A 21436-nucleotide genomic window follows, 5' to 3' on the forward strand; every position below is an offset into this window, starting at 1 on the left:
AGATGACAGAGAATGAAGCAGTTATCGAGGTTTTGACCGAAACGCAAACGCTCGGCTTTTTCCCTCTATCAAAAGATACCCCCCGCTATCAGGTAGACGCACTACATATTGGCCTCGACTTGGGGTTGCTACGTGAGGGTAGATCAACCCATAGTTACAACCTGACCGTTGCGGGTCGCGAATGCCTTCGTGTTGGAAGTGTTGAAGAGTGGCAACGACTTTGCGAAGAACGCAATAGACCTCATCAGCACATTGTTATATACGGCAATGTCACCAACTCGCAAGTTGGACAGAACTCAACGTTCGGCGATCAACAAATCACTAATGATCTTGAGTAAATCGATTAAGGTTAATAACCGCCGTCAAGAATACAAGGACGTCCTAATAGTGCACCTGACATTATCGTATCGTCAGTGTTTTTACGATTTTTTACCCTAAAAACACTGACGATATAACAAATAAAGACTGAACACTAAAGAAAAGCCTTCATTGCGCTGCTGCCTGGGCACCGGCTAGGATACGGGTAAGTTCATCGATAACCATATCCTTCAATTCCTCAACACCGACCTTAGCGTCCGCTACGTTCATGGTTAAGCCCTTTACCAGTGCCTCTAGATGAATGTTGACGGTCGTTGATTTGGAGCCGCCTAGCGTTGCCGATAGACCCGCTTTGTCGCCAACCGATTGCTTGTCAGCCTTACCGCCTCCAACAGTTGCACCGACAGCCTCACCAAGTCCAGTTGGATTACTTACCCCCATGCGAGCGTTGCGCTCGGTGCGGCGGTTACTCAACTTAACTAGCCGGTCAGCCTTGCGCTGCATGGCCTCCGCATCAGCCATGCCCCCCTGAAAGCCCTCTTTGAACGAAGACGCCAGCCGCGCACCCAAACCGATAAAGTTCAGCGTCGAAATGTCGGTGAGTATGCCCACGATGTCGGAGAACATATTCTTGAAGCCCCCCAACAAACCATACAGAGTTGCCTTGATTGTGTCTAAATGGTCGTTGAGCCACGTAACGGTTTCCATTACCTTTTTCGCTGCCCACACAAAGCCGTCAATCATGGGTGTAGCCACCCACAAAAACGCCCGACCGACTAGCTCGACTACCTTGTAGACGCTCCATAGTACAGGCGAGAGTAACCGACTGACCATGACAATGCCGTTAACCACGCCGGTTAGCCCCGTACCGTTCTCGCCTACTAGGCCCATACGTTCGGCCACTGAGTACAGCACGTGTCCCACCTCGGCAAACAGGCTCCGTATTGGCTCCCCGGCTTGCCACAGGTTAACAAACACCTCCTTTAATGGCGCGAGCTTAGCTAAGAACGGGTCAATCTGACCTAGTAGCCCCGTACCAAAGTCAAAGATTTTGCTCAGTATCGGATTGAGCTTTTCAGCCCACTCGGTCACCTTGTTTTCTAACGTACCCAGAAACGTACTCCACTTACCCCCGGCAGTTTGGCTGAGCTTGTCGAGACCACCCGAATACAGCTCACCTTTTTCGGATAGATTCTCGAAAGCAGTGGCCACGTCAGCGGATCGGATTTGGCGTTTCTCGGCCATCTTAAACAGCCCTTCGCCGTCAACCTTCAGCGTCTTTTTCAATTGATCCATCAGGGCAGTGCCACCAAATTCCTGGTGTAGTTCACCGCCATCAATGAATCCTTTTTGCATGATCTTGCCATAAGCCGCCGATAACTCACCAAAATCCTTCTGGCTTACAGCGGCCATGTTACCGATCTGAGTCATCACCGAATTAAGCTGAGCCGGGTTGACTTTCGCAGAAAGCAGCGTCCGGGCTGAGCCGTACACGTCTTCGTTGCTGTAGGGCGTGACGTCGGCGAACTTGTTCAGTTGACCCATGAGTGGGTCGACGCCCTGTTTTCCGACGAACTGCTCGAAAGCGACCTTTACCTGTTCGCGGTTCATACCCATACCGGCTAGCTTGACCCCACCGGCTACCGCTCCGGCTACACCCATCCCCGGCAGTAGTCCGCCCGCCGCACCCATCAACTTACTCAACATACCGCCGCCGCCCGCGTCGCGTCGCCCGATGGTAGACAGCCGGTTCATTCGCGCTTCGGCGTCTTCGATCTGCCGGTTTAGCCCCCGAATCTCAGAGAGGTTGACCGAGAGGTTGCGCCGTTTGGTCAGCGCGTCCAGTTTGATGTTGAGACTATCGACCGAGCGCCCCCCGGTATTACGGAGCCTATCGAATTGGGTGGTCAGCCGGGCAACGGCCCCGCCCGCCGCTCGAAAAGCGGAGCTAAAGCGGTTGTTGAGTCGGTCGGCCAACGATTGCAGACCAGCAAAGCGGCCCCTGGTGCGGTCCATCTGACCTTGCAGAGCCAGCAGCTTTGGCCCTACCAAGTCGATTAGGTGAAACCGAAAATTGTAGTCCATCATGGCCGCTCCCCGTTTTGCACACGTACCATTTCTTTGTATAGCAGGGCAAAGCCCCGCGCCGCCTTGGTCAGCAGTTCGGGCCGCTCAATGGCCTGTTTGTCCCCGCCGATGAACAGTCGCCGCACGAGGTATTTGTTTAGCTCCTTGCGGTCTTTGGGGTTAAGGTGCTTGAGGTCGGCTTCGTCGGTCTCGGTAAACTCGCGCAGATACAGCGTGAAGGGGCCGCTATGGTGCGGGATGGTCAGTTTGGCCCATGTGCCAGCAGGCCAATCGCCTGTAGCGTCATCAGGTAGTAGTTCACTGCCAGAAGCGGACTTTTGATAGATCATGGTGCGGATTTTGGCCGCAAATAGTCCTTAGTTTGCCCTTCGGGCAAATAGCTTGATTAGCACCTACGGAGGCGCTACCGAATCAGGAACAACGCTTACCTAATAGGTATTACGGAGCGCCCATAAGTGTTTAGCGTTATAGGTTATAATGGTTGCAGGAAGAGTTTGTAAATTGCTAAGCAGGTTACAAACTCTTCCTGCACGCTTATTTTAGTAGCCAATCTATCTCACCTCTTACTTATAATAATATGAAGCTGAAAGTCAATCTTATAGCGCTTTTTGTTGCGGCTAGCGTGGTAGTTTGGACCGTAAGTATGATTACCAAATATGATACCATCAATACGTTCTTGGTTTCTTGGGATAGACAAAGGGCTTGGCTAATCATAGTTGTATTGTTCATGATTGGCACCTTCCCTTACTTCATTTTACCTAAAGGGTTCCGCTCTCTTGAATTAACAGTGTCCAAGATCGGTCCTCAGAATGAATCATATGAAAACGGAGTTCCCTACAATGAACCAGTCAAAATCTCCGATGAACGGCAGCTACTACTTCGCAAAGAGAAGTACCTGAAGGATGTTTTAGACGTTTTGAAGCTTGAGGTTGACAAGGATCTTAAGAAGTACCTTGAAGCGGGTGACGTTGAAAACGCTAATGAGTTAATTGCCGACAAGATAGAGGCACTCAATAGCCTGGTAGAAACAATAAAGGGAAACAACGAGAAGTCCTTGAGGGGTACGGAAATTAGTTCTGTCACCGAGTTTTACGAGTCAACAAGCAATCGAATCCGTAGCGAGATTGGGCGTTTGATTGCCCAAGCTAAGAGCAACTTGAGTATTGGCATCTACACATCTATGTTGGCAATCGCTGTGCTTGCTTATAGTCTCCTAAATCACCACGTACAACTTATGGAGCTACTACCAAGGGCCGCTTTCTCGTTGCTGATTGAGGCGTTAGCTTTCTTTTTCTTTGCTCAGTACCGGCGTCAACAGGAGGACATTAAGTACTGGAATAACGAGAAGACAAACCTCGACCTGAAGATATTTGCTATGTCGATTGCAATGGATGACAAAGAGATTGGCACCAACGACTACATGCAGAAGATGGTCAGTGACCTAATAAAGACAGAGCGGGGCCTGCCAGGGGTAGCTCAACCCAAGGATGAAAAGGAGTCTAGCAAAGAGGTCGCCGATGGTGCTAAGATTGCCGGTGACCTCATGGACAAGCTGAAAGGACTAGTAACAGCTATAGTCCCTAAATCTTAGCTTCACAGATTAATGTGGAGTTGGTAAACCCTATCTATAATAAACGACATGGTACCTTCTGAGCTTATTGACCAGCTATTGACCGATACACTCAACTACGAAAATTGGTCTTTCTCAGAAGAGGACCCCGAGAATTTAGGAGCTGTATTAGACAAAGCTGTTGCTTACGGACTGATCCGTGGCGGATACCAGTCCCAAACAGTGACTCAGAGAGGGTACGAGGTGCTGGAAGCAGGTGGTTTCGACAAGTGGCGGACGTCAATAAAACAGAGAGAGGACGAAGCTCATCAAGCCGCACTAGAAAGCGCCAAGGCTACCAATGACGCCGCAAAATCTGCTAAAGTGTCGGCGCGTATTGCCCTACTAACGGGCGTAATCGCCATCATACCGATTGCGATTAGTGTGCTTCAATATCTAGATTCCCAATCCGTTGAGAAAGAAATCAACGATATAAGACAGCAACTTAAAACACAAGGTCAACAGTCATTAACTAGGAAAGTGGAGCAAGTTAAAGCGCTAACTCGAACAGATTCCTTGACTAACCATATAGAATAAGATGAGTAGTTACTTAAAATCAGCGTGTATAATGTCAGAAAGTGAGTTGATCGATAAAATGCTTGCTGACTTCGCAGCCAACCGTGATTTGGGGCTACTTAGCGAAGAGGCCAGCCTGATGTACCCAAGTAGTTTAAGGAAAATGGCCGCTTATGGATTGCTACAATCCGATAATAGAAGGCTTACAGAAAAAGGCTATCAAGCGCTTGAGGCTGGCGGTTTCGATAAATGGAAGGCTAACAATGAACAGCAGGAAGCGGAAGCGCGTCGGGCTACTTTAGGTAGTGCGTATGCTACGATAGACGCCGCTCAGTCCGCAAAAAGGTCACTCATAGTAGCTTGGGTATCGGGAGTCGTAGCTATACTGGCCTTTGTATTTTCGTTGGTTCAATGGTGGGACAATCGCCAAAGTCAAAGTGAGCTTAGTGTCTTACGCGCAAAGCTCGTAGAGCTAGATTCGTTGTATAATGTAAAGGTCGCTCCACGGTCAAAAGCCAACCAGCCTGAGCTTATAAGCCCTAATTCAGGTAGAGAATCAACTAAACTAAAAAACTAGCAGGTCAGAACGGTTCATCGTAGCTCTACTATGTTGAGAGGTAAGTACAGGTCGATTCGAATCCTACGAAAACTTGTTTTTACCAAAATTCAGGATCCATTCCACGACATTAGCGTAGTCATGTAGCTTTAGTTGGTATTCGTGCTTCCTCTGGAACACTTTTGCGTCAGACGTAAATGACGAGCTTGTTACTAGCATTGCGCTATTGGCCTGAGCATCACACAGGGTTCCGTATAGAGTCCGCACTAGATCTACCCCCACTTTTCTATCTTCGCGATAGTGCTTTGCTTCTACTAAACACAGAAGCCTTCCAATATTCGTATTTAAGTAAGCGAGTATGTCAGCTCCACCATCTCTCGTCTGTTTCGTCAACTTCACCTCCCAACCCATATCGTCAAGTAAATCCGCTAGTACAACCTCAAATTCTCTAGGAGTAAGCCGGTGTATGTCAGATGGTTGCTTCTTCAGCAAAGAAATCAAGTCTTGATTTACTGTAACAATTATTGGCCTGGTAGCATCAACTATCTCCTTTTCAGGAATTAAAACATGTTTCGATAGATCATACAGTGGACTGCTAGTGGTTGTATCGGCGTGGACGTTGATAGTCTCGGCAAGAGCTGATAAAGCGGATGGCTGCCCACCAACCACTCGTATCGTTTCATCTAAAATGCTCTCTGGGTAGCCGCTAGGTAGGTAGTGTTCTAATAATTCCCTGGATTCAGAGTTTGATAGTGGATTCACCCACAACTGTTGAAGCCGTGAAGGGTACTCGTGTAAAGGCGCTCTTCGAATAAAAACTAGAAATGATACAGCCTTGTAATTGAGTATTTTAGCAGTGGCCTCTTCATGCTGCCTTAGATTCCAATGATCAGTACCATCAACAACGATGGCTAACCTAGGCCCACGTAAATAGTCTTCACGTCGTTCGTGTAGTTGAATTAAAACATTTTCTAATGCATTTCCCTCAACGTTCCTAGAAGCATCAAACCACAACGTATTGCGGGGATCTCGCCTCCTAGTTACAAGCCATCGCTTTATCAATGCGGTCTTTCCTATTCCTCCTATACCGTTGATGAATGTTGGAGAAGACCTGCTTCTAACGAGGTGCTCATCAAGCCATTTTAGCTCTTCTTCACGGCCTATAAAATTTCTTTCTGGTTCAGTCTCAAGCTTAAAATTCATTTCTGTATACCTGTGTCTTATAGTCGTCTATATGTTATGAAGACGCATGAGCAATTTTAGCCGGGTCTATCTCAAAACCAAGTTGTTGGAGACGCTGAACAAGTTTAGGTACAATCTCCCTTACATGGTCATTGAACTCGTGGTATTGTATACCTGCTGTATCGGTTGGCAGTTCTAACGCGCCTTTCTTAAGGATTATCATTCGATCACGACCTATTGACGCCATGACCATGCCCATTTCTAAAATGACATTTTGACGTGCCCTTGGTTGTCTATCTGCTTCAGTTTGTTTTTTCGTATAACCATAGTCATCAGGTGTCATCAAAATGATTCCTAGGGCGGCTCCCTTGTAAATGTTTTGTTCTAGGGCTTCAACTATAGTTCGACTACCGCTATCAACGTTTTGTAGAACGAACGGATCTAAGCCTAGCTTCATCAGGATAAGCTCCAACTGTTCACGAGCTTCCCGATCATGACCGTGTACTATGAATATTTTCTCTTGCTCTACTATCTGAGTAGTCTTGGGTGCGTGTGTTTGTCCTGACAAATTTTCCTTTAAAAGGCTCTGGAAATGGTCAGAATTCTTTCCCTGAAATTGTAGTGTCCCCCGACTAGGCCACCAGTTAAGGATTTCACCCGTTTGACCACGAAAGCAATGCTTTCCTGCTGCTTGGTCCTCTTGCCATACGCCAACGAGATCACAGGATTCCACTCCTGTCTTTAGCTCTTCTAATGTTCCTGTAAAATGCTTCATTGCTATAGTAAAAGTTAGAGGTGTGAATATATAATACTGGCCAATTGCTACTACTCCAAGTGTCTATATATCTCGCAGAGACCAAGTCGATATTATCAATTAGTCAACGGCAATGGGCCTCACTTGCCCCGCTCAGGTCGAGGGCTATCTTTGCCGATGGAACAGCCGGACGAATGGAGGATATTAAACAGCAGGTGGGCGCATTGATACGCGAGGCGCGTAAAGCAAAGGGCTTAACCCAAAAGGAGGTAGCCGAAAAGCTAAAGACCGACGAACACCGTATCAGTAGGATAGAAGCCGGTAAGGCTAACCTTACACTCGATTCGTTACAGAAAATCCTTGAGGCAATAGGCTCGACACTTGTTTTAGCTACAAAATGATGCGCTAAAAAATTTTGACCTCTAACTTGATATTTTGTTATCAAGTTTTTACTTTTACAGAGTTGAAAGTCAACAAAAAGCCCCAACGCTGGCTGTCTGGAAAACATAGCGAAGGGGCAAGTGTCACATCTAACCATGAAGCCAAATGAACACGGCGCAAACTTACCCTTTGCTTGCCACTCTGGCAAGCCCAGTTCCGCAAGCGGCCCCGGCTCAATCCCTGCAACAGCAGGTTGAAACGTTGCAGAATGTAGTCCTTACACTGCAAAACCCAACGTTTCGGCATTATTACGGCTATACCGCCCAAGCCGGTATTCATCAGTTACAGACTGCCCTAACCAAGCTATTAGCCGAATTAGACCCTTTAGTAGTGGAAGCACTAGCTGCACATGATTTGCTACCTCAAGCGTAGCTACCCCTCTTACAACTGAGATGATCACGAACGAGCAATCCGCACGGCATGGGGGCTACACGCCCCCGCTGTGTGCTTATCCACTAAACTAACCTTGAGAGATGGTGCAGCTTGAGAAGAATACCCTACGTATTGAGATTGAGGTAGCCGACGGGGAGGCAATGGAAACGTACCTAGCCTTGTTACGAAGCCTGTTTGTGCTGAACTGGTTCGTGGCCGAACATGGTACAGACCACCCCGCTACACTGGAAGCCACAGGGTTTTTAAGTTACGTATTAGGCCAAGCCCTGACCAAGCAAATACAATGAGACATATAGCTGGCAGTTGGTACGTCACTTTCCAAGAAATGTCTGATGTCTGTGGCGTACCAAAGGTGACAATCAAACAAGGAAATCAGCGCGGCGCGGCTCATTGGCAACTTATCGAAGACCCTGCCGACAAGCGTAGGCGACTCATTAAATACGACTCGCTAAAACCTGAATACCAGTGTTTAGTGAACAGTAATCTATCCTTCACCGATGAGCTACAACCTGTAAAGTGTGGCCTCAAGACTAAAAACAGGAATGATGTCGCTTGGATAACCTATCGCCTTCGGCTTGAACCAACTGCGCAACAGAAACAACGACTAGCCCAACATTTTGGCGCAGTTCGATTTGTCTACAACTGGGCGCTTGAGACAAAGGAGCGAGCAATAACCGAAAAGCGCGTGTGTCTCACAACGTCGCAGTTATCTCATGCACTAACTACACTTAAGTGCGAGAACCATTGGCTAAAAACGGCCTTTTCAGGCTCTTTAACCTATGCCTTGCTCAATCTTGACAATGCATATGAACGTTATCATAAGGGTATATCCAACAAGCCCACATTCAAGAAGAAAGGAAACGCCAATACGTTTCGCTACACATCGACTTTAGATACCGGCTCGCTTATTAACGAAGCCGAGGCCACTCTTTTTATACCAAAAATTGGATACGTAAAAATTATCATACATCGTCCTGTGGTTGGCAGTATCAAGTCGGTCACTATCGTTAAAACACCTACAGACAACTATTTCGCCTGCTGTCAAGTAGATACAGACCAAGCCTTACCGCCCAAACCCGCCCCTTGCGAGAACCAAGCTATCGGTGTGGATTTGGGTATCAAAGACTTTGCCGTACTCTCTAACGGCGAGCGGATCGCCAACCCCCGCTACCTGAATAAGTCGCTCAAACGCCTTCGCCGGGTGCAACGCCGCATGAGCAAAAAGCAGAAGGGTAGCAAGAACCGGGACAAAGCGCGGGTGCGAGTAGCGCGGGTACATGAGAAAGTGGCGAACCAACGGGCCGACTTTCTGCACAAGACCACCACTAGCCTTATGCGCCGTTTCGATACGATTTGTATCGAGGATTTGAACGTGGAGGGCATGGGCAAACTACGCTCTTTGTCTCGCCACTTGAAAGACGCTTCGTTTGGAACGTTCCGCCGCCAGTTGACCTACAAAGCAGCGTGGCATGGTAAAAACCTGTTACTAGCCGCCCGTTTCGCACCAACTAGCAAGCAATGCCCATGCGGTCACAAATACGCCGAACTTTCACTTAAACAACGGGCTTGGACCTGCCCAGTTTGCCACGTTACGCACGACAGGGATTTGCTCGCCGCTCAGAATATTGTCCGCTTCGCTTTCATGAAGCACAAGGCAAATACATAGTCAATCTTTAGGGCAGGGTATGCCCGAATTTACGCCTATGGAGACCTTAGCAGTAGCGGGTCGATGAAGTAGGAACCCGGCTCGCGGGATGCCACAGTATATCTAAATGTATTTTGCACATTTCTAAGATGGGCTGTATACCTAATTGTATCCCCATTTGTATCCCTATTCGTTTTAGAAAGAATTAGGGATACATTATCAGGGTTTACCAATACGCTCGATCAATGAAATTCTTTGCTGCTTTGCTGCCCGTTGCCCTGGTCGCATGTACCAACGGCCCCGTAACTGAGAAGGACTTATCAGAACGCCAATTCCAAGCGTCTGTAGACACAAACGCCATAGACCCACGTTTCAGGGCTATGGCGGTAGCAATCGGCGCTGGTGGCCGTGTATTTAGCTTTGAGAAGGGCGGAAATGGCACGATAGAGGCCAAATCCGGGCCTATGACGGGCAAACTACCCATTACCTGGTCAATGCAAGGCGACTCACTAACTATCGATGTCGACGCATTTGGTCAGCACCAGCGCACAGCCTATGCCGTTTCGCGCCAAGATGGCGATCTACGGCTCGACACACCCGGCAACCGCCTGATCTTATCCACACCGTATATTCAAACAGATGGGCGATTGTGTTAAGATAGAAATATGAGGTGCCAGTCTTATACTAAAAAACGGTCTTCAATAATAATTCGATACTTTTAGAACCTTAATATGGCACTGTTAAAAGCTTTTGTTTCATCGACCTGTTACGATTTGAACATTTTGAGAACTCAACTAAGGGCTTATTTGCAATCCTTGGGACACGAGCCAATCATGAGTGATTACAACGACGTTCTGTTTGATCCAAGGACTCATACTCATGAAAGCTGCGTACAAGAAATTAGTAGTGCTGACGTAGTAATTCTAATTATAGGTTCAAGGTATGGGGGTACAGCTGTTCCAAATGCCGTGAACTCACTTGATATTGAGGGTCTAAAAAGCCTATCTAAGAATAGTAAACTCCTAGATAGGACTGATAAGATTTCTATAACTCAACTTGAAATTCTTAAGGCAATAGAATCCGATATACCTATATTTACATTTGTTGATTCTAGAGTTATGCATGATCACTTATTTTACGAAAAAAATAAAGACAAAGGCTTTTTAGATAGTTTAGAATTTCCATCAATAGAGAAAAAAGATTCAGCGGTATTTATTTTTGAATTTATAAATTTCATTAGACTTCGCTCTAAAAACAACAGTGTAATTGAATTTAATAAGCTCTCAGATATTGAGGATTTCCTCAGAAGACAATGGTCTGCATTGCTTCAAAAACTTCTTTTTGAACAAAGGCGTATCAAATCAGAATCGCGTAGACTAGAAGCTTTTTCCGAAGAGCTTAAGGACATCAAATCATTGATTCTGAGCAGTATATCTACAGGACAGGCAAAAGATGTAGGTAGAGGGGTATTAAGATATAGAAGACTAATTGAGTTCTTAATCTCCACAAAGCATAAAAACGTTAATCAAATAATTGTACAGGAATTGACTTGGGACACTCTCCTAGAGGCTTTAGATATTGTCAGCATAATTACTAATGACAATCATAGATCTAATCATGTCTATCTGTTGAAATCAGACGGCACTTTCTATCAAACTAGATACAACCTGACTGCTATAAGAAGGCTTGCGTTAGACTGGAGTTCATTTAGTAACCTAGCGCTGGCTGTAAAACAAGAGGTTGTCTCAGCTTTGAGCGAAAATATTGTTACTAATGAAATTTCTGTCGGTCCTCTATACTATAAAGATAAACTACTCGAAGAATATCTTAAAGAGAAAGATGCGAAGAAAGATGCCAATAACATGTCGACTACTATCAACTCGCTGACGTTTGACAAAACAGTTGAGACATCATTTACTAATAATGAAGAAGAGGAAGAAGAAGAGTAAACAATTAGATTTAATAAAATATATAAAATCTGTATTTGCAGATAATTGCGTTTACTACTAGAGGGAAGCGGTTCATCGTAGCTCTACGGGGTTGAGAGGGTGATCACTATTAGAGGTAGACTTGACTAATCGCAAGCGAGTTGTGAGCGAGCGGTAGCAGGCAGTCGCTGCCCCCGGCAACCGATTTCCTATCTTTGCTGGCGGAACAGTCGAAGGAATGGAGGATATTAAAATAAAGGTGGGCGCATTGATACGCGAAGCCCGTAAGGCGAAGGGGTTAACCCAAGAGGAACTTGGCGAACGGTTGCAGGTTACAAAGGCCACCATAAATGGGTATGAGACTGGCAAGCAAAACCTTACAGTGTCTACTCTGTATAAATTGTCGGTTGCTCTAGGAGAGCCGCTAAATATCACTATCGGGAGGCGATGATATTTTTTTAACAAAAAAGTAAGGATATATATTTACTTTTGCTTATCTTTACAGAGTCAAACGGCAACAAAAAGCCCCAACGCTTCTAATCTTGGCAGAGAGCAGCGAAGGGGCAAGCGATTCACTTAAACCATACAGTCCAAATGAACACGGTGCAAAAGTACCCCGCTATTGCTTTACAAGCAACCCCCACTGAGCAACCGGCTCCCAGTCTGCAACAGCAGGTGGACACCCTACAGAACATCGCTCTGACGCTGGCTAATCCTCACTTCCGGCAGTATTACGGCTATTCCGCCACAATGGGCGAGATTCAGCTACAAGCCGCCCTTTCGCGGGTTTTAGACCGCATTGACCCGCTGGTGCTCGAAGCATTAGCGGCTCATGACTTGCCGCTTCAAGCGTAGCTATCCCCTTGCTACTGAGATGATTTGCTGAACGGGTCCGCACGGTAAGGGGGCACTTGCCCCCACCGTGCGTTTCTCTAACCCTGTAAACACCTATGCACGATGGTACGCTTTGAGAAAGATAAACTCATCATTGAGATCGCCACCAACGGTCACAGTCCCCAAATGATTTATAATCAGTTGGTAGATAGCTTGTTGCAAGTATCGTGGTTTGCCCTGCACGAAGACAAAGACGATGTGCTACGCACCGAGGCGGGCATATTGATCTACTACCTGTTGAACGCTCTATTAATGAAGGGCCAACCTGACGCCAACCGCCAACACCCTACGGCTTAAGTATCCATGAAGGTCCGTTACACATACCGCGTCTATCCCACACCTAGCCAGCAAGAACACTTAGCTAAGGTGTTTGGGTGCGTGCGGTATGTGTACAACTGGGGACTTCGTTACCGCATGGACGCTTACGAGCGAGGCGAAAAAGTCAACTTTGCCCAGTCCAGCGCTGCACTAACTATTCTCAAGAAGATGCCTGAGTATAGTTGGTTAAATGAAGTGCGTTCTGTTCCTACTCAACAGGCGCTCAGGCATTTGGACAGTGCATATAGAAACTTGTTTGCAAAGCGTAGCGGCTTTCCTCGTTTTAAAAACAAATACAGTAAGCAAAGCGCAGAGTTCACAGCCCTAGCGTTCAAATACGAAAAGGGTGTACTCTCACTGGCTCAAATTGGCGCTCTTAAAGTCCGTTGGTCACGTCCCTTTGCCTCGCAACCTACGACCGTCACCATTAGCAAGACCAGAACAGGACGCTATTTTGTGACTATAGTTTTGGATGAACCCACCCCCACCTATCTAGCCAAAACAGGACAATCCGTAGGCATTGACTTAGGCATCAGTCACTTAGCTACCCTGTCCACCGGCGAAACCATCGCCAATCCACGCCACACCAAGAACTATCAGAAACAACTCGCCAAGGCGCAACGCATTTTAAGCCGAAGAACCAAAGGCTCGAATCGGCGTAACCGCCAACGCTTGAAAGTAGTCCGCATTCAGGAAAAGATTACCAATACCCGCAAAGACCATTTAGATAAGGTCACTACCACGCTGGTACGGCGGTTTGACAGGATTGCCATCGAAGACCTACACGTGCGAAACATGGTTAAGAATCGCAAGCTAGCCAAGCATATTTCGGATGCCTCATTCGGCGCATTCCGGCACATGCTCACCTACAAGTGTTCTTGGTACGGTAAAGAGCTAGTGGTGATCGACCGCTTTTATCCATCTAGCAAGACCTGCTCGACTTGCGGACACGTTGAGGCTAAAATGCCCCTGAACGTGCGGGCGTGGGAATGCCCCAAGTGCAGCAGTAAACACGACCGCGATATAAATGCGGCAAAAAACATTTTGGCGGTGGGACACACCGTGTCAGCGCGTGGAGCGACTGGAAGACCGACGCTAACTTATTGTTAGCGAGGCAGGTTGCGGTGAATCGTGAACTCATAACAGATGTCAATACCCCTTACCTGGTCAATGAAAGGCGACTCGCTGACGATCGATGTCGACGCCTACGGCCAGCACCAGCGTACTACATACAGCGTTTCACGCCAGGGCGACGATCTTCAGCTTGACACGCCAGGCAACCGCCTGATCTTGTCCACACCCTGACGGCCGGTTTTCGGCCAAATTTTGCTTTAAAAGCCCTGTTTTCTGCAAGGTCAATCCAACCTAATGGGCTGATTGGGGCGTTTTCGGCCCTAAAAATCCAACCTCAATGCAAGGCCGATCAAATTCTTTCTCGTTGGGTTTTCCACAACTCACTGATAATCAATGTCCAAAATTTGGCCTTTTTTCTTTTTTGAACTACCCCCTATACTCACCCCGCGTACAGACCGCGGCCATTATTGGCCTTGGTCGCTTGGGCAAGCCCGAAGCAGCGCAAGCCTTACTACAGGTACGTGTGCCCGATTCGTTCGTGGCTCCCGCGTCAGGCACTGAAGGTCCGCATGCCACCCCCAATTCGGCCATTATTCCGGCGCACCTAGCGGTTCGGGCGCTGGTCAACTTGCAGGCTGTCGACGCCTGCGTCAATGCCCTCAACACGAATCAATCGACGCTGGCGCTGTGGGCATTGCAGTACATGCATGATCCGAAAGCGGTAAACGGGTTGCTGATGGCCTATGCCAAAACAACCGATGCTTCCTGGAAAACGAAGCTCTTAACAGTTGTAGCCCGGCTTTACAAAAAAGAAGCCGACTACGATGGTTCGTGGTGGTGGAGCACGCGTCCCGATACTCACGGTCCCTACTACCGCGCCATTGAGTGGGCCTCGTCACCACAGATCAAAAATTGGCTCATTGAGGCGTGGAAAAAGAGTGATCAAAAGCCGTTTTTTACTGAGCTGAACAGCCGTCTTCGGCTGGAAATCCCGGAGTTTGGCGTCGAAGAAACCGCCATCGCCAAAGAAGAACCCAAGGTTGACCTGGAAAAAATACGAAATAAGAAAGGGCAGATTGGCGAGTCTTCGATCGAGGACGTCATGCTGGCCATGGGTAACATCAAAGGAGACGCGGGTCTGGGCAAAACCTTGTTTGCCCAACAGGGGTGTGTTGCCTGCCACAGTCTCAACAAGAACGACCCGATGAAAGGCCCGTTCATGGGACAGATTGGTTCAATCATGACCCGCGAGCAGATCGCCGAATCCATTCTCAAGCCGGACGCATCCATCTCGCAGGGCTTCGCCACGGTGTTCATCACGACAAAAAGCAATAAGAGCTACACGGGCTTTGTCACTGAAGAATCGGCTAACCGAATCGTCATGCGTGATATTACGGGAAAAGTCTACACACTCAAGACTTCTGAGGTGGCTTCTCGTAAAGAGATGGAGAACTCGATGATGCCGACTGGCTTGGCGAATTCGTTATCCTACGAAGAGTTTGCCTCATTGATTACGTTTCTATCTCAGCAGAAGAAGTAGGACATCCCATGCGATGGTCGTTTTGTTGTCTGGCAAGTGGAGCCTTTAACGAGACGATGAACAGCAGTGCCCGTCTGTTGAATAAACTCGTTACAATGTCTCTGTGACATCTTGAGGTGAACGGTCTTTTTACTAGGCTAGTGTCTTATTTGTACTAAGGTCTACTAGTTGATAGGCCAAGCAAGGCTTTACCAATGTCAGTTACGTCATCGGCTGCATTAGAAAGAATGACAACGGCGAACTGCCTGGTCTTGTCAAACCCCACAAACGAGCGAAACCCTCCCGTGCCCCCGGAATGGTGATAGCAGGTACGTTGATTGGCCTGATCAATTCGCCAACCTAGACCCATGACCTGACCTGGACCATTGAAAGTGGGCAGGTGGCTGAGATTGATTGCTCGCTCCATACCGTTCTTGGTACCCAGCTGCGCCTTGGCGTACAAAATCATGTCATCCAGCGTTGAGCGGATGGCCCCTGATCCTTGCAGCGATGCCAGGTCCCAGGGGCTTGTTGCGACCCCTTGTTCGTTGTAACCTTGAGCAAAGGTCTGCATCAACTTGGTCGGTATAGTAACGAATGTGTGCGCCATACCTAATGGCTGGCTGATCCGCGTTACAATCAGCTGTTCATACGTCGCCTTCAGGCGCTGTTCGAGAAGGCTACCCAACAACCCCGCTGCGTAGTTCGAATAGGAAAAAGTCTGGCCGGGTTGGGAGCTGGCCCGATAGCTCATCAGAAAACGATAAAGGGAGCCTATTGTGTAGTGCTGATAGGGATTCTTCGGGTCGACTTTACCCATGAAGATATTGGCCGGCAACCGGGGGAAGCCCGAGGTATGATTAGCCAGATGAACCAGCCGGACCGGACTGTTCTTGACGCCTATAAACGGAACGCTGTCAGGCAAATACTGATTGATGGGGTCATCAAGGGCCATGTTACCCGCCACTACCTGTTGGGCTAGTAACAATGCGGTGAACGTTTTGGAGACAGAGCCGATCTCGAAGAGCGTGGCTGACGTTGGCAGCTCATTGCGGCGCTTGTCGACCTGACCGTAGCTGTACTTATAAAGCCGTCCTTGGTCAATCACCGCCAGCACTAACCCGGCCGTATTGCCCTTCTGGATATAGGGGCGCACCAGTCGTTCAACCACTGTGTCTCGTTCGGTTCTTAGCGTATTATCACTCGGCACTAGTTCTCGTTTAGGGTCAATAGCCTTAGCCATCAGGGCGAAGTTGATTCGCTCAATTTTTCCCTGAGCATCAAGGCGTAAGGAAAACAGTTGTTGGCCTGCTTCAAAATCGGCGGTGTAGTCGATCCCTCTCTCGTTTTGTGTTCTGAATGTTGTGGCTATCCATTGGCCCGTATTGACTTTGAACTTGTTCATACCGGCCGCGAATTGCGCTGGTGTCATCTTCTGGCGGAAGCTGGCGGCGGTTAACTCATAGATTGCGCTGGCGTCTCCCTCATTAATTGCCTTCTGAATGAATTGTGCCATCCGCTGGTGGGCCAGGCTGTCCAGCTGAGCGGTTACAGGCGCGGCGGATGAAAGGAGAAGCACCGGCGTAAGGAGCAGGAAGACCACTGGGCGTATACTGTCGAGTAATTTATTCATGCAACAATGGGCTAAAGGATTGTACCCTGGCGCAACGATACTAGTTTGTTCAGTTTACCAGCCTACCGCCAGTAGGCAATGCATAGTACTAAGCGATAACAGATAGCTACAATATTACGACAGGGAGCCGTCATTTCAACTTATCTCTGATGATAGAAGGCCTATTATATGGAGTATCAGCCGGATTGGCCTAGTCAATTACCAGTCGCTTCTTGCCAAGCCAAATAGCTGTAAATCGTCGCCCGGATAATGTGTAACAGTTGACCCATTTCAGCAATCATGTTCAGCTTATTGCCATACATGATCTTGACCGCATGTGCTTTTACCTGTGCTTCTGGGGTGAATCTCTTGGGCCCAGCAAGCAGTCGATCAATACCCATTTGGTATACGGATCAGCAGGAGATACCACTTATATTAGCATCCCATTCCTAAAATCAGGCTTAAAAAGAGCACCCGCTGAAACAAATAATTTTCTGGTTTTAGCTCTGGTAGTTGGTTGCTGCTCGCTTGTCCGGGCGCAACACTTTGCGGCCACCGTCCAGCGGTATGGGCCCGAAGACGGCTTGGCGCACCGCGAAGTGAACGCTATTCTTCAGGCATGAAACATGCTCTAACCTGACAGCGGCTGAATTAGCTCAATGAAGCTTCCTCCATTATAGGTCTGGGTCGTTAGCCACTCACCCGCTACGAGCTGACCGTAGTAGCTCATGCTCAGATCATGGGCGCGGATATGCTCTAGGTGCAGGAAAGCCCTTTATGCCTAACGCCTTGGTCGGAAAGTTTACAGCGGCCTGAATGTCGGGGACTACCTAACCGATTTGGGCCAGTTCTAGGGAAGCAACGGGAGAAGGGATGTTGTTCATAATGAATTGCCTTTTATGGACTACCAGCCCAACGCCTTTAGGCTTCTAGCTTGATTAACGCCTGACCGCTCTGGCCATCAAACGGTACCGAACTGTGTTCATGAGTAATCAGCCACTGAGCACGCTCTTTACGTAAACAAACCGTTGACCGCCAACGCATATCAATCTCATCCCCATTCGCCAATAATCCGTTTACATGGTTAAAGGAATACCCAAAGCCAAGCTCGTCGTTGGCAACAACGGAAAGCGTTTCAATCGCATAGGAAAAAGACGTTGGGAATTGATCCAGCCAGCTTTCTAATCGTTTTCGGCAAGACTCTATGCCTACTTTTTGTAACGTATTGACCACATCGAACGAGACAACATCTATTGAATAGTGAGCCATCGCACCATCGATATTCTTCTGTTGAACGGCCTGTTCTTGCCCTCGAATAAGTTGTTCGATTTGTTCTTGGTTCGACATTGCCTTAGCGGTTTGATTACCTGCTAACAACTTGGTCGTGATCTAATGGTTTGCGCTTTCTACTAGTACTATAAGCGTACACCCGGCTGGTGTAAACACCCCAAAGAGAATCAATCAATTGCTGTTTATATTCAAGCCCTTTTAATAAGCGCCTAGTTCTACGACTGAAGATTCCTTTGTCTCAATAAGAATGGTATTAAGAGACGGATCGTACACAGTTTGTGTCAAGCAATTTTAGTGGAATACGTCCAATTGGGTAGTGGGCGGTCAGTTAAACGAAGCCCTGAACGCCAACGGACTCTGATTGGTCTTGGCTTTGAATAGCTTATTGAAAGACTGCGAATGCTCGAAGCCTAATTCATAGGCAATCTCACTGACAGACAATTCCGTGGTTGACAGGCGTTCTTTGGCTTTGGCAATCAGTTTTTCGTGGATGAGCTGCTGGGTTGTTTGTCCGGTAAGCTGCTTGAGTAAACTGCTCAAATATTTTGTGGAGACATTCAGTTTTTCGGCAATCTGATGAACTGTAGGCAACCCTTCGGAAGTCAAGTCCTCCCTGTTGAAGTAATCCGTCAGCATATCGTCTAACCGTTCTAATAGCTTGCTATTGATTATCTTGCGGGTGATGAATTGACGCTCGTAAAATCGTTGTGCGTAGGTGAACAGCACTTCCAGATGAGCAACGATTACGTCCTGGCTGAATTTATCGACATTGGAATTGTACTCCTGTTTGATCGTATCGATAATGCCGTTGATGAGTGTTTCTTCTTTGTCGGCTAGGAACAGAGCCTCGTGGGCAGAGTAGTCGAAGTACTCGTACTGTTTTATTTTTCTGGCAAGTGGCGTATTCCACAGAAAGTCGGGGTGAATAAACAGCATCCAACCGTCAAGCTGATGTGGCACGCCATTTTCCTCACCCCGTAGAATCTGACCGGGTGCCATGAAGGCCATCAAGCCCTCATCGAAGTCGTATTTCTGCTGGCCATACAGCAGTTTGTCGCAACCTCGTTTGAGCGATACTACATACAGATCAAAAACAACGGCATGGATAGCCGGGTCCGCTTTAAGGCTAAGGTCCTTTAGGTCGATTAGGCCGATCAGGGGATGTTGTGGTTTGGGAAGCCCCATCATCCGATGGATTTGCGTAATCGATTCGATTCGATATGGTTTCGGGGTTGCCATGGTGTAAAGCAGGTTCTTAGGATTTAAATGGGTACGTCAACCAAATCAAAACCAGCGGCATGGCGAGAAATGGAATTTCAATCAATGCCATCGTTGTATTGCCAGCTCGCAGCGACAAGGCCATAATCAGGACAATGGTTATGGCATTCAGTACATTACTGATGAAGAAGGTTTGCGGAAAAAGCAACATCAGTCCGATAACGATGGAGAATACACCAAAAAACGGCATGGCCGTTTTGCTGATGCCTAAGTCGGCCATCATTTTGGTTTGTTCAGCATTGGCTGGCTGGAAGGCATCCCAACCGTGTTTTATGCTCAGGAATGCTGAAATTAAAATGAGTACTATGCTTATTATTTTCATCGGTTGACTTGTTTGGCTGTTTACTGAGCCCGTTTGACTCTCATGGCTTGCCCAAGAGAAAAATACCTGCGTAACCGCAAATTTCTAATTGATTACTGTTTTGTAATGCTGCTTTCAGACTACAGGGTCTTCCACCATCCGGTTTATATAATTTCCCGCCCATGTATTCCCCATCTTCATACCTACATTCTGCCTGGATCAACTACGTAGCTTTGGGTCTGGATTAGTGGCATCTTTGTTAGTCGGTTTTCCATCCGTTTCAACCAGGATCGAAGCCTACACCAGCTTCTTTCTTCCTTCTGAGATATATCAACCTTAACCCCTACATCCGAACCGTAGCTTATCCAAGCACCAATGAGGTTGTCGGCAGGTGGGTGTTGAGTAAAAGCACCAACTTATACCAATAGCAGCGTTGCTACAAAGATTATTTTTTCATTTAGTCGATAATTGTTTAAATTTTTCAAACTCGCGGTGTCCCAGATTTCGCTCAATGAAATCGGGAGCAATTCGGCTCGCTAATTTTATCATCTTTACAGGGCCCGGTTTAATTTCTAACGTGTCATTCGCTAATCCTTTCACCGTCTCACGTACCATTTTGTCGGCGTCCATCATCTGGCTGGGATTGGGCTGTAACACCCAGTCAGTCTGAAGATTGGTGTTAACCCCAGGAGGGATCACTTCAAATACCTTGACGCTGGTGCCTTCAAGTTGTAAGCGAAGGGCTTTTGTATAGGCGTGAACCCCTGCTTTTGATGCACTGTAGACAGGGGCTGAGGAATACGCCATGAAGGCAATAGCCGATGAAACATTGACGATGGCCGCTGATGGTTGCTTCAATAGGTGTGGCAAAAATTGATGCACCATTTGGATCGTTCCAGAAAGATTCGTGTTGATCTCTCGAATTATATCGTTCAGATCCTTGCTCGCATCCCGTAAGTCGATCAGCCGCATCAGGCCCGCATTATTGATTATCATATTCAAGGCGGGAAACTGTTGCGTAACGTCTTTATAAAGCTGTTCAATATCTTCCGGTTTGCTTACATCGCTTTGAAAGCTGTGAACACCGGGAAATTGTTCTTTTGTTCGGGTCAATGCGTCTTGGCTACGCCCTGTGACGATGATGGTTGCGCCTTGTCCGCTAAGTTGTTTGACGAGTTCTAAACCAATGCCGCTGGTTCCGCCTGTAATCAGAATTGTGCTGTTTGCTATGTCCATTGTTTTGTCTTTTGTTGTTGCAAAGTTCAGCAACCCTCAAAAAACGGATGTAGCCAAAAGTCAAAACGTTGTAGTCGAAAGGGAATAGGGTGGTTGGTAAATAGCGCACTGTTTGAATCAGCCTAATTAATCAGTTAATAATCTCCCGATCGGGGCAGTTCCGGGAGGAAGTACGGCACTAGTACTGGTAGGGTGACGCTGTCGCAGACCAGACTAGTTCACACAGGAACGTCCTTTAAGTTTGCTGTGTGGTAGAATTTTAAGATCCGACAAGGCTGCTGAATTTAACAAAGCAGGCTTCCCTACAGAGCCGCCGAGGTTTCACTTTATACTTAGATTCAGGCCCTGTTTTGTCTTCTTTGCCTAGATCTCAACTGGAAATTCGGACGTAATGGTCCATTAGTAAGGGGCGGAGTAACCAAGTGAGGATATCCTATTTCAAACTTCCACCTTCATCACATATGGCTGTTCGTTACTACATCGG

The 21436-nt window shown here is 47.4% G+C and carries 24 protein-coding genes and 1 pseudogene; 15 read left to right on the forward strand and 10 right to left on the reverse strand.

What is annotated here, in order from left to right; all coding sequences use genetic code 11:
* Window positions 1–2: 2 nt before the first annotated feature.
* Window positions 3–338, forward strand: a complete 336-nt coding sequence (locus ACAW74_RS26015) for a hypothetical protein (protein WP_370701195.1) — start codon at window positions 3–5, stop codon at window positions 336–338.
* Between the two features lie 148 nt (window positions 339–486).
* Here the strand turns inward: ACAW74_RS26015 and ACAW74_RS26020 are convergent, their stop codons facing one another.
* A complete protein-coding gene (locus ACAW74_RS26020; protein ID WP_370701196.1) occupies window positions 487–2406 on the reverse strand; it encodes a tape measure protein in 1920 nt (639 codons plus the stop codon).
* A complete protein-coding gene (locus ACAW74_RS26025) occupies window positions 2403–2735 on the reverse strand; it encodes a hypothetical protein (protein WP_370701197.1) in 333 nt (110 codons plus the stop codon). The genes ACAW74_RS26020 and ACAW74_RS26025 overlap by 4 nt, the downstream gene beginning before the upstream one ends.
* A gap of 248 nt (window positions 2736–2983) precedes the next feature.
* On the opposite strand from ACAW74_RS26025, the gene ACAW74_RS26030 reads away from it, so the two are divergent.
* Genes ACAW74_RS26030 through ACAW74_RS26040 form a run of 3 tightly spaced genes read left to right on the forward strand, consistent with a single transcriptional unit; the run spans window position 2984 to window position 5108 of the window.
* Window positions 2984–3997 (forward strand): hypothetical protein, encoded by a 1014-nt coding sequence (locus ACAW74_RS26030; protein ID WP_370701198.1) that lies wholly within the window; start codon window positions 2984–2986, stop codon window positions 3995–3997.
* A gap of 48 nt (window positions 3998–4045) precedes the next feature.
* The gene (locus tag ACAW74_RS26035; protein WP_370701199.1) at window positions 4046–4552 is read left to right on the forward strand and encodes a hypothetical protein; all 507 of its coding nucleotides are present in this window, start codon (window positions 4046–4048) and stop codon (window positions 4550–4552) included.
* A 1-nt stretch (window position 4553) separates the two neighbouring features.
* A complete protein-coding gene (locus ACAW74_RS26040; protein WP_370701200.1) occupies window positions 4554–5108 on the forward strand; it encodes a hypothetical protein in 555 nt (184 codons plus the stop codon).
* A 63-nt stretch (window positions 5109–5171) separates the two neighbouring features.
* Here the strand turns inward: ACAW74_RS26040 and ACAW74_RS26045 are convergent, their stop codons facing one another.
* On the reverse strand, window positions 5172–6290 hold the full coding sequence (locus ACAW74_RS26045; protein WP_370701201.1) for a restriction endonuclease: 1119 nt from the start codon (window positions 6288–6290) through the stop codon (window positions 5172–5174).
* 34 nt (window positions 6291–6324) lie between these two features.
* A complete protein-coding gene (locus tag ACAW74_RS26050; protein ID WP_370701202.1) occupies window positions 6325–7044 on the reverse strand; it encodes a TIR domain-containing protein in 720 nt (239 codons plus the stop codon).
* A gap of 173 nt (window positions 7045–7217) precedes the next feature.
* Between ACAW74_RS26050 and ACAW74_RS26055 the strand changes: the two genes are divergently transcribed.
* The 11 genes and pseudogenes from ACAW74_RS26055 to ACAW74_RS26105 all read left to right on the forward strand — a co-directional run.
* Entirely contained in the window at window positions 7218–7424 is a 207-nt protein-coding gene (locus ACAW74_RS26055; RefSeq protein ID WP_370701203.1) for a helix-turn-helix domain-containing protein, read from the forward strand.
* 513 nt (window positions 7425–7937) lie between these two features.
* Complete coding sequence (locus ACAW74_RS26060) at window positions 7938–8144, forward strand: hypothetical protein (protein ID WP_370701204.1); 207 nt, start codon at window positions 7938–7940, stop codon at window positions 8142–8144.
* A complete protein-coding gene (locus ACAW74_RS26065) occupies window positions 8141–9523 on the forward strand; it encodes an RNA-guided endonuclease TnpB family protein (RefSeq protein WP_370701205.1) in 1383 nt (460 codons plus the stop codon). The genes ACAW74_RS26060 and ACAW74_RS26065 overlap by 4 nt, the downstream gene beginning before the upstream one ends.
* Before the next feature lie 224 nt (window positions 9524–9747).
* The gene (locus tag ACAW74_RS26070) at window positions 9748–10158 is read left to right on the forward strand and encodes a hypothetical protein (protein WP_370701206.1); all 411 of its coding nucleotides are present in this window, start codon (window positions 9748–9750) and stop codon (window positions 10156–10158) included.
* A gap of 75 nt (window positions 10159–10233) precedes the next feature.
* A complete protein-coding gene (locus tag ACAW74_RS26075; RefSeq protein ID WP_370701207.1) occupies window positions 10234–11451 on the forward strand; it encodes a DUF4062 domain-containing protein in 1218 nt (405 codons plus the stop codon).
* A gap of 217 nt (window positions 11452–11668) precedes the next feature.
* Window positions 11669–11881, forward strand: a complete 213-nt coding sequence (locus ACAW74_RS26080) for a helix-turn-helix domain-containing protein (protein WP_370701208.1) — start codon at window positions 11669–11671, stop codon at window positions 11879–11881.
* A gap of 143 nt (window positions 11882–12024) precedes the next feature.
* A complete protein-coding gene (locus tag ACAW74_RS26085) occupies window positions 12025–12285 on the forward strand; it encodes a hypothetical protein (protein WP_370701209.1) in 261 nt (86 codons plus the stop codon).
* A gap of 102 nt (window positions 12286–12387) precedes the next feature.
* The gene (locus ACAW74_RS26090; protein ID WP_370701210.1) at window positions 12388–12621 is read left to right on the forward strand and encodes a hypothetical protein; all 234 of its coding nucleotides are present in this window, start codon (window positions 12388–12390) and stop codon (window positions 12619–12621) included.
* A 6-nt stretch (window positions 12622–12627) separates the two neighbouring features.
* On the forward strand, window positions 12628–13752 hold the full coding sequence (locus ACAW74_RS26095) for an RNA-guided endonuclease InsQ/TnpB family protein (protein ID WP_370701211.1): 1125 nt from the start codon (window positions 12628–12630) through the stop codon (window positions 13750–13752).
* Window positions 13753–13788: 36 nt separating this feature from the next.
* Complete coding sequence (locus ACAW74_RS26100) at window positions 13789–13947, forward strand: hypothetical protein (protein ID WP_370701212.1); 159 nt, start codon at window positions 13789–13791, stop codon at window positions 13945–13947.
* A gap of 208 nt (window positions 13948–14155) precedes the next feature.
* A pseudogene (locus ACAW74_RS26105) lies at window positions 14156–15256 on the forward strand (c-type cytochrome); the annotation flags it as partial.
* Window positions 15257–15410: 154 nt separating this feature from the next.
* Here the strand turns inward: ACAW74_RS26105 and ACAW74_RS26110 are convergent.
* From ACAW74_RS26110 to ACAW74_RS26135, 6 genes are all read right to left on the reverse strand, one after another.
* Window positions 15411–16868, reverse strand: coding sequence for a serine hydrolase (locus tag ACAW74_RS26110; RefSeq protein ID WP_370701213.1), 1458 nt, complete (start codon window positions 16866–16868; stop codon window positions 15411–15413).
* 194 nt (window positions 16869–17062) lie between these two features.
* A complete protein-coding gene (locus ACAW74_RS26115) occupies window positions 17063–17248 on the reverse strand; it encodes a hypothetical protein (RefSeq protein ID WP_370701214.1) in 186 nt (61 codons plus the stop codon).
* A gap of 520 nt (window positions 17249–17768) precedes the next feature.
* Window positions 17769–18194 carry a YybH family protein gene (locus ACAW74_RS26120; RefSeq protein ID WP_370701215.1) on the reverse strand — a complete coding sequence of 142 codons (426 nt, stop codon included), beginning with the start codon at window positions 18192–18194 and terminating at the stop codon, window positions 17769–17771.
* Window positions 18195–18461: 267 nt separating this feature from the next.
* The gene (locus tag ACAW74_RS26125; RefSeq protein ID WP_370701216.1) at window positions 18462–19376 is read right to left on the reverse strand and encodes a helix-turn-helix domain-containing protein; all 915 of its coding nucleotides are present in this window, start codon (window positions 19374–19376) and stop codon (window positions 18462–18464) included.
* Window positions 19377–19392: 16 nt separating this feature from the next.
* Window positions 19393–19737: a hypothetical protein gene (locus ACAW74_RS26130; protein ID WP_370701217.1), complete on the reverse strand. Its 345-nt coding sequence runs from the start codon at window positions 19735–19737 to the stop codon at window positions 19393–19395.
* A gap of 432 nt (window positions 19738–20169) precedes the next feature.
* Window positions 20170–20952, reverse strand: a complete 783-nt coding sequence (locus ACAW74_RS26135) for an SDR family oxidoreductase (RefSeq protein WP_370701218.1) — start codon at window positions 20950–20952, stop codon at window positions 20170–20172.
* Window positions 20953–21436: the final 484 nt, after the last annotated feature.

The organism is Fibrella musci, from assembly GCF_041321105.1.
Classification (GTDB): Bacteria; Bacteroidota; Bacteroidia; order Cytophagales; family Spirosomataceae; genus Fibrella; species Fibrella musci.